The organism is Endozoicomonas sp. ALB091, from assembly GCF_049310265.1.
In the GTDB taxonomy this organism is placed as follows: Bacteria; Pseudomonadota; Gammaproteobacteria; order Pseudomonadales; family Endozoicomonadaceae; genus Endozoicomonas.
Genome location: NZ_JBLYNQ010000010.1, coordinates 65,151 through 79,089, shown reverse-complemented (window position 1 = coordinate 79,089; position 13,939 = coordinate 65,151). Strand labels below are relative to the sequence as shown.

Here is a 13,939-nt window from a genome sequence, read left to right as displayed (position 1 = left end):
GGATTGATCATGATACCAGGAGAAGTGATTGCCTCTGCCGACCCCATTGAGATTAACGTCGGCAGGGAGACCCTGACCCTCTCGGTGGCCAATACCGGTGACCGTCCTATCCAGGTGGGTTCCCACTACCACTTTTATGAAACCAATCCCGCCCTTGCTTTTGACCGTGAGCAGACCCTCGGGTTTCGCCTGAATATCCCGGCAGGAACGGCTGTCCGCTTTGAACCCGGCCAGGACCGACAGGTCGAACTGGTTCGCTATGCTGGCAAACAGACCATTTACGGATTCCGTGGCGAGGTGATGGGCACACTGCCAGAACCAAAACAGCCGGGAGAAGCACAATGACCATCAAACGTACGCAGATGGACCGGCAAACCTATGTGGATATGTTTGGCCCCACCGTAGGCGACAAAGTTCGTCTTGGGGATACCGAACTGTTTATCAGCCCCAAAAAGGATTACACGGTCTACGGGGATGAAGTGAAATTTGGCGGTGGCAAGGTAATCCGGGACGGTATGGGACAAAGCCAGCGGCCCGGTGCTGAGGTTGTGGATACCGTTATCACCAACGCCCTGATTCTCGACCACTGGGGTATCGTCAAGGCTGATATCGGTATCAAACAGGGTCGTATTGAAAAAATTGGCAAGGCGGGTAACCCGGATGTTCAGGAAGGTGTGGATATTATTATCGGTCCGGGCACCGAGGTGATTGCCGGAGAAGGGCAGATCATTACCGCCGGCGGTGTCGATGCCCATATTCACTTTATCTGCCCCCAGCAGATTGAAGAAGCCCTGACCTCCGGTGTCACCACCATGCTCGGTGGCGGCACGGGGCCTGCCACCGGCACCAATGCCACCACCTGTACGCCCGGCACCTGGCATATCAGCACCATGCTCAAGGCCGTGGACAGCCTGCCCATGAACATTGGCTTTCTGGGCAAAGGCAATGGCAGCCTGCCCGAAGCCCCGGAAGAACAGGTGCTGGCCGGTGCCATGGGCATGAAACTCCATGAGGACTGGGGAACCACACCGGCTTCTATTGACTGCTGTCTGACAGTGGCTGAGAAATACGACATTCAGGTGGCAATCCATACCGACACCCTGAACGAATCCGGTTTTGTGGAAGACACACTGGCCGCCTTTAAAGGTCGGGTGATCCATACCTACCATACGGAAGGGGCCGGTGGTGGCCATGCACCGGATATTATTAAAGCCTGTGGCGAAAGCTATGTACTACCATCGTCTACTAATCCGACACGCCCCTACACGGTCAATACGGTGGATGAGCATTTGGACATGCTGATGGTCTGCCATCATCTGGACCCCAATATTCCTGAAGATGTGGCCTTTGCCGACTCCCGTATCCGCCGGGAAACCATTGCGGCGGAAGATATTCTCCATGACCTGGGCGCTTTCAGTATGATCGCCTCAGACTCTCAGGCCATGGGACGGGTCGGCGAAGTGGTCAGCAGAACCTGGCAGACCGCCCATAAAATGAAAGTGCAACGGGGACTGTTGCCCGAAGATAGCGATGCCGGGGTGGATAACTTCCGGGCTCGCCGCTATATCGCCAAATATACCATCAACCCCGCCATTACCCACGGTATTGCCCACGAGGTCGGCTCCATTGAGCCGGGTAAACTGGCTGACCTGGTGCTGTGGAAACCGGCATTTTTCGGCGTTAAACCGTCACTGGTGATTAAGGGGGGTGCTATCGCAACGGCACCGATGGGCGACCCGAATGCCTCCATCCCGACACCCCAGCCGGTTCATTACCGCCCCATGTTTGGTGCTATGGGGCAGGCCGTTGCCGATACGTCATTGTCGTTTGTTTCCCAGGCGGCACTGGAGGCGGGTATTGGTGAAAAACTGGGCCTGAAGAAAACCTTATCTGCCGTTAAAAATACCCGGATCATCCGCAAGGCGGATATGGTGCTCAATACCTGGCAGCCCCGGATGGAGGTGGACCCGGAAACCTATGAAGTCAGGGCCAATGGCGAACTGCTGGTGTGTGAACCGGCAGACGTGGTGCCGCTGGCCCAGCGTTATTTCTTATTCTGAAACCGAGGATCGTTTATGTTGAAGTTAATCGAGCGCCTCCCGACAGCGAGCAGTGAGTTTTCTGATGAACTCCTGCTCCCTTTTGATCAACGCAAACGTGGACGACTGAAAGCCGTTACGGTGAGTGGCCGGGATGCCGGTATTTTTATTGACCGTGGCGACGTTATGCGTGACGGCACTCTGCTGCAAGCTGAAACCGGCGAAATCATCCGCATTACCGCCGCCAGTGAAGCCGTCACCACCGCCCGTTGTAAGGATCCTTTGACCTTTGCCAGGGCCTGTTATCACCTGGGCAACCGCCACGTTCCCTTGCAGATAGGCGACAACTGGCTACGCTACCAGGTTGACCATGTTCTGGATGATATGGTGTCCCTGCTTGGGCTGGAACTGGACCATGAACAGGCTCCCTTTGAGCCTGAGAACGGTGCCTATAGCAAGGGTCATTCCCATCATCAGCACAGTCATGCTCACGAACATGGACACGCCCATCATGAGCATCACCACTGAGTCGCTGCTGGGTCTGCTGCATCTGGCCAGCCCGGCACTGCCGGTTGGTGCGTTTGCTTACTCCCAGGGGCTGGAAACCGCCATTGACCGACAGTGGTGCTATAACCGTGAGACCACCGGCAACTGGATCAGCGAACTGATGCAACAGGGCATGGCCCGTCTGGATATACCGGTGTTTTTCCGGCTATACGACGCCTTTTCGGTAGAAGACCGGCAGCAGGTTAACCACTGGAACGAAACGCTGCTGGCTTTCCGGGAGACCAGGGAGTTATACGATGAAGACTGCCAGGTTGGCCGCGCATTTGCTGTCTGGGTCAAGTCCATGTATCCGGACGAAGCCCGTACGGACTGGTTGCAATCGCCGACACAGGCCGCCATGTTCGCCCTGTCCTCGTTATGTCATGGCATCGATAAGAAAACCGCTGCGACAGGGTTGCTCTGGTCCTGGTGTGAGAACCAGGTAACCGCAGCCACCAAAGCCGTTCCCCTTGGCCAGACCGATGCCCAGCATATTCTGAAGCGCCTGATTCACGGGATCGAACCCGCACTCACCCTGGCCCAGTCACTGGCAGATCATGAAATTGGTAACAACCTGATGCACTTTGCCATGGCCAGTTGCTGGCATGAGCATCAGTATTCGAGGCTATTCCGCTCTTAACCTGACCATTTACCCGTTAATAACAAGGACAATCACCATGACAACATCAAGAACCCCACAAACCCTGCGTGTCGGTGTCGGTGGCCCGGTCGGTTCCGGTAAGACCGCACTGCTGACCAAACTCTGTGCCGCCATGCGCGACCATTACAATCTGGCCGTGGTCACCAACGATATTTATACGAAAGAAGACGCCCAATTTCTGATGCGCAATGAAGCGCTGGACGAAGACCGGATCATCGGGGTAGAAACCGGTGGCTGCCCACACACCGCCATTCGTGAAGACGCCTCCATGAATCTGGCGGCAGTTGATGAACTGTGCCAGCGCCACCCCGGTCTTGAACTGGTTCTGGTAGAGTCTGGTGGCGATAACCTCAGTGCCACTTTCAGCCCGGAACTGTCTGACCTGACCCTCTATGTCATCGACGTTTCTGCCGGCGACAAAATCCCACGCAAAGGTGGCCCGGGCATTACCCGCTCCGACCTGCTGATTATCAACAAAACAGACCTGGCCCCTCATGTTGGAGCCTCTCTGGAAGTGATGGATCGGGATGCCAGAAAAATGCGGGGAGACCGCCCGTTTTTCTTCACCAACCTGAAGGCCAACGAAGGCGTGCGGGAGATCATCGATTTCATTATCGATAAAGGCATGCTGGATGCCAAAATGCCGGAAGCCGCAGCGACCGCGTAGAACATCCAACGGTTTAACTGATAAAATTCAAACAAGGAAAACAGGCATGAACATCAAATTACTGTCACTGGCCAGCGTGAGTACCCTGATCGCCAGTCAGGCTATGGCCCACCCGGGAGATCACTCTACCGGTGGTGTGATGACAGCTATCTGGCATCAGCTGACGGAACCGGATCATCTGTTGTTTGCCGGTTTAGTGGCTGCTGCTGTTATTGTTGGCGTGAAGGTTTATCAGAAGAAGAAAGCATAGGGCCTGTTGAGCAGAAGAGCATCAGAGCGGGATTTCTCTGATGCTCTCAAATACGGTCTTACTCAGCTATCTCAATAATTCAAGGGAAAAGTGATACAAAATACGTTTTTGGGAATTTATTCTTTTCCCATATCAAAAACAAGATCTGCAAATTATAAAAAACTTCCAGGTTTGCACAAAGCATATAACGCCAAATTTAGCGGCACGAGCGGAGTGAGTGACCGCTGGAATTTTTTGGTACGCCCGGCATGGGCATGAACTGATGGGGTGAAAGTCCCCTGTGGGAGAACCTACATCTGACTGGCGGTAAAGACGCCTGCTGATGACAACCACTAGCTTAAGGCAAGTGCAGTCCCGCGAGGGGCTGTGCGGAGGCAGTCTGAGTGCAAAGGTGCGAGCCGACGTAAAGAAACCGCATACAAGGCTGAGTCTCTGGGCGAGTGAGCCAAAGATTACGAAGCCCTCAGGTTCGTGAGACACGGTAAATGCGGCGGTTGTGCACTGAAAGTCCATGTCCTTATCCGGGGAGATCTGTTCAACATGCGATTGGTAAGTTCCCAGTTCTCAGCCACTGGTTACAACAGGCTCGGCGAACAGTGACTCATCATCCTGTTCGAGCAAACCCGATGGCAACCAATAGCGCCAGCAGAGGCAACTCCGCATGGTGATTGGACAGAAGTCAGCAGAGGCCATAGTAGCTGTACGACAGAAGTCATTAACGGACGGGAAGTCGTCAGCGAAGGGCCAAACATCAATGACAAAGAGGAGACTGATTCACTCAAGGCGATGCAGCCGTCCGGCGACTCACCGTACTTGGCGACAGAATCTTTAACCAGCTTTGAACCATGATCTACTAAATTGCGTACTTGAACCGGCTAATCTGGCAAGTGCATGGAAACAGGTCAAAAGCAACAAAGGTGCTCCGGGTATTGATGGAGTCACCATTGAAGCTTATCCCGACTTTGCCAAACAGCATTGGCCTTCAGTGCGTCAAGCTCTATTGGACGGAACCTACCAGCCGTCACCAGTACGTCGGCATGTTATAGAAAAGCCGGATGGTGGTGAACGCTTACTGGGAATCCCAACCGTGATCGACAGGGTTATACAGCAGGCCATTGTGCAAGTGCTGACGCCTGTCTTTGATCCGGGGTTCTCTCCAAACAGCTTTGGCTACCGACCGGCACGGTCAGCACACGACGGAGTCCGTCAGGTTAAGCAGTTGATCAACCGGGGGCTGCATTACGCCGTTGACGTTGATCTGAGTAAATTCTTTGATACGGTTAATCACGACGTTTTGATGTCGAGGGTCTCCCGTAAGGTCCACGACAAACGCCTTCTGAAACTGATTGGTCGCTACCTGCGCTCCGGTGTCATGATTGAGGGCAATGTCTACCCGACCAGGGTTGGCATGCCACAGGGTGGGCCTTTATCACCCTTGCTGTCTAATGTGGTCCTCGACGAACTCGACAAGGAGCTTGAATATCGGGGTCATTGCTTTGCAAGATACTGTGATGATTTTGTGATTCTCGTCAAAAGTCAGCGTGCAGGGGATCGGGTGATGCACAGCATTACCCAATTCATTGAACGCAAATTGAAACTGAAGATTAACTCCCGGAAAAGCTCTTTATGATGAGAAGGTTGTGAAAGCAACAGAAAGCGAATTCCTGAGTTTCACCTTCACAGGGAAGAAAGTTCGCTGGGCCCAGAAGTGTCTGGACCGATTCAAATACCGGATACTCAAGTTGACCAGTCGTCGCTGGGGTGTCTCAATGCAACATCGGTTACACAAACTGGCACAATATATCCGGGGTTGGATGGGGTATTTCCGGTTATCGGAATATTACCGACCAATTCCCCTGCTGGATCAATGGATACGTCGGCGAATCCGTTGCTGCTTTCTGAAGCAATGGCGCAAGCCGAAAACCCGTTTTAAAAATCTGGTCAGGTTAGGCGTTGATAAAGTGAACGCTGCCAAGATCGCAGCCAGCAGCAAAGGGTATTACCGTCTGAGTAAAACCTATGCGGTACAGCAGGCACTGAATAACAGTTACCTCGCGAAAGTTGGGCTTGTTTCATTGAAAGACTTATGGGTCAGGTTTCACCATCATCGTTGAACCGCCCGGTGCGGACCCGCATGCCGGGTGCTGTGGGGAGGGCCGGAGAAAGACCAGCCCTTACCCGATTTAGGCTCACGCTTTTGATTTTTGTCTGGGTCTATGCGGTTAAAAATTTGAGGGGTTGTAGATCTGAAAGGTTTATTCTCTTTCGTGCTTGCCATATTTCATAATTATCCTGCATTGCAAGCCAACTTTCAGGTGTCCGACCAAGAACCTTTGATAATCTCAGTGCCATTTCCGGTGAAACTGCACTTTTTCCTTTTATAACTCTGTTAAGAGTTGAAGCAGCTACACCAAGCTGTTCGGCCAGATAACGACAACTAATTGCATAAGGCTCCATGTAAATGGATTCTATGAACTCTCCAGGGTGAGGTGGATTGTGCATGGACATTAGTGATAATCCTCATAGTTAAGGATGTACGCATTGCATCCCGAAATTCAAAGGTAACTCGCCAGTTACCACTCACTGAGATTGACCATATTCCTGACCTATTACCCTTCAATGGATGAAGAGAAAAACCAGGAAGGTCAATATCATCAAGCACTTGGGCAGTATCGATTGCAGTCAGCTGCATTCTTAGCTTCTTTGCGTGCCTGGCCTGAATTCCAGCCTTTTTGCCCGTATCAAAGAACTGTTTGAGCCCTTTATGTTTGAATGATTTAATCATGCCAATGAGTGCAGCTTATTGCGCAACACGAATCAACAATGGAAGTTTGTACGATGTTGCAGAGTGAGCCTAACGCTTGAAGTAACCGGACGCAGCGGAGCGGAGCGGAGTTCCGGTTGACTGACTTGTTATGTTCACTTACTCCAAGCCTTCCGCCCAGGAAGCATCAGTCATTCGAGGATCGTCAATCCGCTGGCCGAAGCAGTTGTATTGTTCTTCCTTGATACGCTTGAACATAAACGGTTCAAACAGCATCCGGTAGATTTTGCTGGCATTACCTCCGTTTCTGGTTTTCCGGTGACAGCTTTCAATGAATTTTTCTTTTTCCAGCTTTCTCAAACTGGTGCAGATCGTTCCTTGGGTTACGCCAAGAATTTCTGCCAGTGCTCCCTGGCTCGGCCAGCACTCCCCTTCAGAGTTGGCAAAGGTCGCCAATACAACCAGTAAGTACCTCTGGGTCATGTTCAGGTTTTCCAAACCTTCTGTATTGAGTTTTACCCGTATCAACTTTGCAATCCCAATTGTGTAGGCAAAGGAAATCATTGCTATACTGTCTCCCGAGCAGCAGCTCATTGCTATACAGAGAAACCCGGTAGGAGCCGCTAACTCCGACGATCCGGGTTTTTTCTTGTGTGCGGGAAACTTAGACCACATACAGGGGATTGCAAGACAAATAGACCTTATTAGTTTCGACCCCAAAACATAGTGGTGAAACTAATACAAACAAGATAAAGAACAGTATCAAAAAACAAGTTGTGCGCTGCGGGCAGCATGGGTGAACATAACGCCGCATTAAGTGGTGAGTAAACGTGTGCCATGTTTGAGCGAAGCGAGTTCGGCACGCGTTTGCGCATCCAGCTTAAATGCTTTGTTATATGCCCGTTTGCCCAAGCCTGATATTAGACCAATTCAAAAACTGGACATGGAGTTCCTTGATGAAACTTCAGTTGCCAACGAAAGCCGTTAAAAGCCCAAATAGAGCAACGTTTAGCATAGTCGCTAGTCTCGCCCGACGGCGCTACTAAAACTGACTCATATTTCAATAGCTGAACCGATGGTTCAAGTTGGACACATTCATAGTTTTGCGAATGAATCCGAACCTCTGAAGGTTCTTCTGAACTCATCATTTCTATGATTGAAGCAAAGTCATAACTAATACCTGATTTACCAATCTCAGAAAAGCTAGGATGAATCAGACGTTCGATATCTAGCAAACTCTGACGTATTTCGTACTGATGAAGTTCGATTTCTTGCTCAATCAAGATATCCATATATTCTCCAAATTCGATAAGGCATATAACACCTGCGTCACAGGCGCAGTCCTGTGAACGCCCTTGTTAAACGCTGACTGGCAGAGACTAGCAACAATGGATATTGAATTAAAAGACTGCCCGTTCTGCGGGAGTGAAGTCAAAATGAAAGGTGGCCCGTGGGCGCAAGAAAGTTTCTCGATCTGGTGCAAAGGGTGTATGCACCACATGGATGGCGGAATGGACGAGAGCAAACTTGCTGAAAAATGGAACCGCCGAAACGTAGTAGGCAAAGCAGACGACAGCAATTCCCGCTGATCATTGATAAATGCCTAATCCAATAGATCTTTCCATAACTCATTCATTTAGGCCAAACGAAATCATGCTGCCCGATCAGCCAGGCTATCAGCAAGTTCAGAACACAGGTTAAACAGGGCTACCAGAAACTCCCCTATGTGGTGTCAACCATCAAGTGTTTTAAGCTGACACTCCTGCCTTCAATAATCGCTGTAAACAGATCTTCCCAGTTATCGATGGTGAACCAGTCAAATAAGCCCCGTATCGGGAGGAAAATAAAGAAAATAAGGACACCCAAAAATTTGACTAATCGGCCACACTGTCTATTTTTCTTCTGGAGCCTCTTAAGGGCATTAAGGAAATCTACCCAGTAACCAAAATAAATGACATGACGACCGCCCGAAAAAACCTCATAGATCCAGCCAGTACGCCCTACTACCACTGCATGGCACGCTGCGTTCGCAGGGCCTTCCTATGCGGCAAAGATAATTTCTCAGGCAAAAACTATGAGCATCGCAGGCAGTGGGTGGTTGATCGGTTGAAAGCGCTTTCTGGTATTTTTTCCCTGGAAGTCTGTGCTTATGCGGTGATGTCGAATCATTATCATGTGGTGCTCCATATCAATAGTCAGCAAGCCAAAAAATGGGGCACCAAAGAAGTCTTACAACGTTGGACGCAGCTGTTTGCAGGTCCGCACCTGGTTCAGCGTTTTCTTGTCGGCGATCAGCTGGGCAAAGCAGAGCTGCTGCGAGTCGAAGAATATGCCCAGGAGTACCGAGGTCGCTTAATGGATATCAGCTGGTTCATGCGCTGTCTCAACGAATACTTAGCCCGGCTGGCCAATAAGGAGGATGAGTGCAAAGGGCGCTTTTGGGAAGGTCGTTACAAAAGTCAGGCTCTGTTAGATGAGGCAGCATTGCTGACTTGCATGGCCTATGTCGACTTAAACCCCATCCGGGCAAAAATTGCAGCAACGCTGGAAACCTCAGAACATACCTCTATTAAAGAGCGCATTGAGTCATACGACAGCGTAAACGGAAAAAAACAAAAAGCACCCTTGAAGCCGTTAAAAGCTCAGGGTCAAAACCCGGAACAGGCGATTCCATACCCACTCAGTAGCTACTTTGAACTGGTTGACTGGTCTGGCCGAATTGTCCGAAAAGGCAAACGTGGTCGTATAACTGACGATGTACCACCTATCCTGGAGCGCTTGGGTATTGACCCAAAAGAATGGTTGGAGACTATGCGGTGGAATAATCGTTTTCACCGCGCAGTCGGCAAGCTGGCTTCACTGAAGGCTTATGCAGAAAGCACCGGAAAATGCTGGGTTCATGGGGTGTCTGTGAGTGGTGCTCTCTATCCTGCCTGATCAACATATTTTCATTGACTTTAATGTGGCCAGAATTTTCTGAATGCTCTTTCTTATATTGCTTTCTTATATTGTCTTGATAGTGTCTTCTCTCTGGCTGTTACTTAGTGCTTTTTATACGCTTCCTGTTTGGTATGAATGAGAAATTCTTACAATGATCAATACTATCATTTAAAAAATGAATAAATGACGTACTCTCTTGACTTTTTAAAAAATGGGTGTCCTTTCTTTTTATCTTTCATTGAAAGACTTATGGGTCAGGTTTCACCATCATCGTTGAACCGCCCGGTGCGGACCCGCATGCCGGGTGCTGTGGGGAGGGTTGGAGAAAGACCAGCCCTTACCCGATTTATGAGCCGGTTGCACGGACTACCACGTTTGATCTAGATTTTGTGCATAAATGTTGATTGCATTTTTATATGCTTTGATATCTGTTGAGTTTGTAGTTTTCAACAATGTATGAAGTAACAATTGGACAGATTTTTTATGATTTCCGAGATTGTATAAATTCATTGCATAGAAAGGAATTATTTCATCTTTGTCCTGGTAATCTGAGAGCAATAATTTAAAGTAGATATCTGCCTCGCTATAGTTTCCAATGCATCTTAAACTGCTTGCCAGTCCTAATAGGCAGTCAAACCTTTCATCATAAGATAAAACACCATCAAGTGCCTTTTTATAGTTAGGTATAGCTTCTCGCTCAAGTCCTTGAGCATCATAATTCCATGCGATTTGTAAGAATGCTTGTCCCGAATAGTTTTCGTCATCTACCAGCTTTTCCAAAGCTCTTATTGAATCTGTAAACCTTTCTTCTTTCCGTAAGTTAATTGCATGGGTAATGATTGATTCCATAATGTTCCTTTAGGCTCATAACAGTCGTTTACACGAATCAGTTTCGTATAACATACTGTAGATTCGCTATACACACCAGCCGATACCCCCATACAGCGTGACTTACACAGCGTTCTGCATTTTAAAGGCTATATCTTCTGATTCGTATTTTGTAATTCGTATATTTTTCGGTCAAGCAACCCGTGTGATTACAGATTGCTTTATTTTCATTCAAAACAACAGGTTAACCATTCAGTTGATTTTCTGCATATACGAACTAGCTTTTACTGTATAAAATTACAGTATCAAGCAGGACTTATATGAGATTACAAGAACGTTTTCAAATTGCCATTCGCTCTACCGGTTATTCTCTGTCTACCGAGCGCAGCTACTGGGACTGGATTAAACGCTTTATAAAATTTCATAAAATGCGTCATCCCGATTTACTGGCTGGCGATGATGTCCGTGATTTTCTCACTTATCTGGTGATGAAAAAGCACGTTGCTGTCAGTACTCAGCAGCAGGCATTGAGTGCCCTGGTCTTTTTGTACAAACAAGTGCTGAGGCGTGACAGTTTCACGATCAATGACTGGCAAAAATCCAAACGCCCCAAAAAACTCCCTGTTGTGTTTTCGGTGACTGAAGCCAACTCTGTCTTGTCCTATCTCAAAGGTACACCATTATTATTAGTCGCCCAATTAATGTATGGTGCCGGTCTTCGACTGAAGGAAGCTCTGCATCTTAAAGTTCAGGCTGTTGATTTTGGGCGCATGGAAATTACCGTTCGCCATGGCAAGGGTGGTAAAGCGGTTTTAAGACCGGTTGATCGCTGATAAAAAATTTCTGAACAGCACTCACACTACCGCCCCTCTATGCCATTTCCTTGAGTATTAAGGCAGTTGTAATTTACACGACAATTTGAAAATAGTTGTATAGGAGTAAAATGTTACCATCGAACTGTTTATCAAAATACCTTTTTAAATCAGGCCACCAGCGCTGACACCGAATACAATTACCGGTTATCAAACAGTAATTAAACGGCGAACGGCAACTTCATCCATGGCGTCGCCGGTTCCTGCCAGGGCAACCTCGCCTTGGTCCAGTATCCGCCTGGCAAACTCAAAGAACGGCTCAACCAGCAGAATAGCCGCCTCACCCCGGTCACGAACCAGACCAATGACCGCCCCCTGCCCTGCCACAGGATTGTGCCAGAGGCGGGTGTTAGTTGTCTCTGTGCCAGTCTTTATTGTTTGCTATGCTCATGTCTCAAACAATAAACGTAATGGTATGCAGTATGTCATTGGAAGCCAGAGTGGAGAAACTTGAATCCCATTTTGATTCGCTGGACAGTGCAGTTCGTAATCTCATCAAAATCACTGGTGATACCCATCAGGAGATACTGGCAACACGACAGGAGATGCGTACACGGTTTGCCCAACAAGATCGTGAGCTTGCGGGTGTTAAAGCCGATGTTTCTGCTTTGGCTGAAGCCATGATTGCAGGTTTTAAGCGTACCGATGAAAAAATAAACCGGCTAGAACTTCTCATTCGTCAACACCATTGCGCCCCATAACGCTGGTCACCTGTCCCTTATGCACGGCAATGGATACCGACTTCAGGGCTTGGCCGGGATGGCAGGAAAATGTGGGGAGACCGGTGGCGTGAAGGTTTATCAGAAGAAGAAAGCATAGGGCCTGTTGAGCAGAAGAGCATCAGAGCCGAATTTCTCTGATGCTCTCAAACACGGTCTTACTCAGCTATCTCATCAGTTCCTGAGTTAACGGCTACAGGCGAACAGCAATATCATTAAACTCAACCAACGTGATCTGCCTCAATGCATGGGAGAACTCAAAGCGATTCTGAGTTTAAGCGTTTCAGCTCTACTTGCATTAAATCACTCCATTCATTGAGTACTGTCAATCTATTTTCATTACTGGCAATACGAACACCAGTATGGCCTACCCATAAAGACTCCTGTATGTCCTCTTTACTCATTGTTGCTTTTTCTTCTTCAAACTTTTCGAGTTCAAGCCGGTCTTCTTTTAATGACTGGCTTACTGCTTGTTTCTCGTTTTCGATGAGAGTCAGATAATCCTGGTAACTTTCTATGGTTGTTTTGATAGCAACGTCAGGATTTTGCCCTGATGCTGAAGCAATATGGGCCAACGTAGTCTGGTAGAGCGGATCGGATGGTGGTACCCCTTTTTCCTCCATTGTCTTTTTCAATATTTCCAGCTCCGAAGCTGGTAAATTTGCCACCATTTCTACCCTTTGCAAATAGTCAGGTAAAACCTGTCTTACATGCTGAAAGTACTCCTGGTCGTCAAATGACGGCTTGCCCATGCTGGAATCTGGTGTGCTCAGAGCTTCCTGCACAACTTTTTCACACGCAGGGGTATTGTCCAAAAGTTTCATTTTCTGACTTAACAACCACTGATCAGCCAGAGTTCTGGCGGCTTCAGAGGAGTCAGGTATTTCTTCAATCAAGCGATTGACTTTGCCAAGAGGGTCAACCGAATGTTCAGATTGGTTTGATATTTTTTGTTCCAGATAATCGTTGAAAATTATTTTACCGATATCTGTTTCAAGCTTTAACTGGTCTGAATTCACACATTCAATAAATTCTTTATCTGATGCTGGTGACTGAAGTAACAGCAAGGCTTGCCCTACAGTGATTTCGCTTACAGTGATTTCTCTTGTCATCAATGGTTTATCAGAATATCGACTGATCAAATCGACAGCTTCTTGTTTCTGCCGACCATGGATGGAGACTGTATCCTGAGGCGTTAATGGTTTGACCGTTCGCCTCATCCAGTTACCTTTTGGTATGTCTGTTTTCAGTTGATGACTGCCACTCAGGCGGACTGGCTGATCAATACCCCCTGTATTGGCAAGATTTTGAAGCGTTTGACACACTTGATCCCTGGAAGGCAAAGAACGCATGGTAGATCCCCTGTGAATTCTGAAAAATCCGGTCAGAAAGTATCTTCGACAATGCTAGTGCCTTTTTTAGGGCGTGCCTTAAGGAGCTGTCATTTAATAACTTCGACATTTCAGTAGTCAACGGGAAGATAATTAACCTGCGCGAGCAACCGGAAAACGATCGCGGGTACGATTGGCATAAGCCACCAGCGCCAGCATGATCGGCACTTCAACCAATACACCGACCACTGTCGCCAGGGCAGCGCCGGAGTTCAGACCAAAAAGACTGAAGTCCTATTTGTTGAAACTTTTTTCAAAAGCA

Annotated in this window: 19 protein-coding genes and 1 pseudogene; 12 read left to right on the top strand and 8 right to left on the bottom strand. The window is 48.5% G+C overall.

Going from position 1 to position 13,939, the window contains the following annotated elements; all coding sequences use genetic code 11:
• Positions 1-9: 9 nt before the first annotated feature.
• The 8 genes from ACO6UX_RS22920 (at position 10) to ACO6UX_RS22885 (ending at position 6,277) form a co-directional block, all read left to right on the top strand.
• A complete protein-coding gene (locus tag ACO6UX_RS22920; RefSeq protein WP_269672330.1) occupies positions 10-345 on the top strand; it encodes an urease subunit beta in 336 nt (111 codons plus the stop codon).
• Positions 342-2,060, top strand: a complete 1,719-nt coding sequence (gene ureC, locus ACO6UX_RS22915) for an urease subunit alpha (protein WP_422450626.1) — start codon at positions 342-344, stop codon at positions 2,058-2,060. Before ACO6UX_RS22920 ends, ureC begins: the two co-directional genes overlap by 4 nt.
• A 15-nt stretch (positions 2,061-2,075) precedes the next feature.
• Complete coding sequence (gene ureE, locus ACO6UX_RS22910) at positions 2,076-2,567, top strand: urease accessory protein UreE (RefSeq protein ID WP_422450625.1); 492 nt, start codon at positions 2,076-2,078, stop codon at positions 2,565-2,567.
• Positions 2,551-3,225, top strand: a complete 675-nt coding sequence (locus ACO6UX_RS22905; protein ID WP_422450624.1) for an urease accessory protein UreF — start codon at positions 2,551-2,553, stop codon at positions 3,223-3,225. Before ureE ends, ACO6UX_RS22905 begins: the two co-directional genes overlap by 17 nt.
• Positions 3,226-3,262: 37 nt before the next feature.
• Entirely contained in the window at positions 3,263-3,913 is a 651-nt protein-coding gene (ureG, locus tag ACO6UX_RS22900) for an urease accessory protein UreG (protein ID WP_422450623.1), read from the top strand.
• A 46-nt stretch (positions 3,914-3,959) separates the two neighbouring features.
• Positions 3,960-4,163, top strand: coding sequence for a HupE/UreJ family protein (locus tag ACO6UX_RS22895; RefSeq protein ID WP_422450622.1), 204 nt, complete (start codon positions 3,960-3,962; stop codon positions 4,161-4,163).
• 838 nt (positions 4,164-5,001) lie between these two features.
• Positions 5,002-5,793: a group II intron reverse transcriptase/maturase gene (ltrA, locus tag ACO6UX_RS22890; RefSeq protein WP_422450621.1), complete on the top strand. Its 792-nt coding sequence runs from the start codon at positions 5,002-5,004 to the stop codon at positions 5,791-5,793.
• 10 nt (positions 5,794-5,803) lie between these two features.
• The gene (locus tag ACO6UX_RS22885; protein ID WP_422450620.1) at positions 5,804-6,277 is read left to right on the top strand and encodes a group II intron maturase-specific domain-containing protein; all 474 of its coding nucleotides are present in this window, start codon (positions 5,804-5,806) and stop codon (positions 6,275-6,277) included.
• A gap of 100 nt (positions 6,278-6,377) precedes the next feature.
• On the opposite strand, the gene ACO6UX_RS22880 is transcribed toward ACO6UX_RS22885, so the two are convergent.
• The 4 genes from ACO6UX_RS22880 to ACO6UX_RS22865 all read right to left on the bottom strand — a co-directional run bounded on the left by ACO6UX_RS22880 (position 6,378) and on the right by ACO6UX_RS22865 (position 8,219).
• Positions 6,378-6,671, bottom strand: a complete 294-nt coding sequence (locus ACO6UX_RS22880) for a HigA family addiction module antitoxin (protein ID WP_422450619.1) — start codon at positions 6,669-6,671, stop codon at positions 6,378-6,380.
• Positions 6,601-6,948 carry a type II toxin-antitoxin system RelE/ParE family toxin gene (locus ACO6UX_RS22875; RefSeq protein WP_422450618.1) on the bottom strand — a complete coding sequence of 116 codons (348 nt, stop codon included), beginning with the start codon at positions 6,946-6,948 and terminating at the stop codon, positions 6,601-6,603. Before ACO6UX_RS22875 ends, ACO6UX_RS22880 begins: the two co-directional genes overlap by 71 nt.
• Positions 6,949-7,086: 138 nt before the next feature.
• Positions 7,087-7,491 carry a helix-turn-helix domain-containing protein gene (locus ACO6UX_RS22870; RefSeq protein ID WP_422450617.1) on the bottom strand — a complete coding sequence of 135 codons (405 nt, stop codon included), beginning with the start codon at positions 7,489-7,491 and terminating at the stop codon, positions 7,087-7,089.
• Between the two features lie 356 nt (positions 7,492-7,847).
• A complete protein-coding gene (locus ACO6UX_RS22865; protein ID WP_422450616.1) occupies positions 7,848-8,219 on the bottom strand; it encodes a DUF4440 domain-containing protein in 372 nt (123 codons plus the stop codon).
• A 96-nt stretch (positions 8,220-8,315) separates the two neighbouring features.
• On the opposite strand from ACO6UX_RS22865, the gene ACO6UX_RS22860 reads away from it, so the two are divergent.
• Both ACO6UX_RS22860 and ACO6UX_RS22855 read left to right on the top strand, forming a co-directional pair.
• The gene (locus ACO6UX_RS22860; protein ID WP_422450615.1) at positions 8,316-8,516 is read left to right on the top strand and encodes a Lar family restriction alleviation protein; all 201 of its coding nucleotides are present in this window, start codon (positions 8,316-8,318) and stop codon (positions 8,514-8,516) included.
• A gap of 367 nt (positions 8,517-8,883) precedes the next feature.
• On the top strand, positions 8,884-9,864 hold the full coding sequence (locus ACO6UX_RS22855; RefSeq protein ID WP_422450614.1) for a transposase: 981 nt from the start codon (positions 8,884-8,886) through the stop codon (positions 9,862-9,864).
• A 369-nt stretch (positions 9,865-10,233) separates the two neighbouring features.
• On the opposite strand, the gene ACO6UX_RS22850 is transcribed toward ACO6UX_RS22855, so the two are convergent.
• Positions 10,234-10,716 carry a tetratricopeptide repeat protein gene (locus ACO6UX_RS22850; RefSeq protein WP_422450613.1) on the bottom strand — a complete coding sequence of 161 codons (483 nt, stop codon included), beginning with the start codon at positions 10,714-10,716 and terminating at the stop codon, positions 10,234-10,236.
• Between the two features lie 299 nt (positions 10,717-11,015).
• On the opposite strand from ACO6UX_RS22850, the gene ACO6UX_RS22845 reads away from it, so the two are divergent.
• On the top strand, positions 11,016-11,528 hold the full coding sequence (locus ACO6UX_RS22845; protein WP_422450612.1) for a phage integrase N-terminal SAM-like domain-containing protein: 513 nt from the start codon (positions 11,016-11,018) through the stop codon (positions 11,526-11,528).
• A gap of 189 nt (positions 11,529-11,717) precedes the next feature.
• Here ACO6UX_RS22845 and ACO6UX_RS22840 read toward each other — a convergent pair whose 3' ends face one another.
• On the bottom strand, positions 11,718-11,894 hold the full coding sequence (locus ACO6UX_RS22840; protein ID WP_422450611.1) for a hypothetical protein: 177 nt from the start codon (positions 11,892-11,894) through the stop codon (positions 11,718-11,720).
• A gap of 95 nt (positions 11,895-11,989) precedes the next feature.
• Between ACO6UX_RS22840 and ACO6UX_RS22835 the strand changes: the two genes are divergently transcribed.
• Positions 11,990-12,268, top strand: a complete 279-nt coding sequence (locus ACO6UX_RS22835; protein ID WP_422450610.1) for a hypothetical protein — start codon at positions 11,990-11,992, stop codon at positions 12,266-12,268.
• A 275-nt stretch (positions 12,269-12,543) separates the two neighbouring features.
• Here ACO6UX_RS22835 and ACO6UX_RS22830 read toward each other — a convergent pair whose 3' ends face one another.
• Positions 12,544-13,638 carry a hypothetical protein gene (locus ACO6UX_RS22830; RefSeq protein WP_422450609.1) on the bottom strand — a complete coding sequence of 365 codons (1,095 nt, stop codon included), beginning with the start codon at positions 13,636-13,638 and terminating at the stop codon, positions 12,544-12,546.
• Positions 13,639-13,770: 132 nt separating this feature from the next.
• Positions 13,771-13,905, bottom strand: a pseudogene (locus ACO6UX_RS22825) (arsenical-resistance protein); the annotation flags it as partial.
• Positions 13,906-13,939 lie beyond the last annotated feature (34 nt).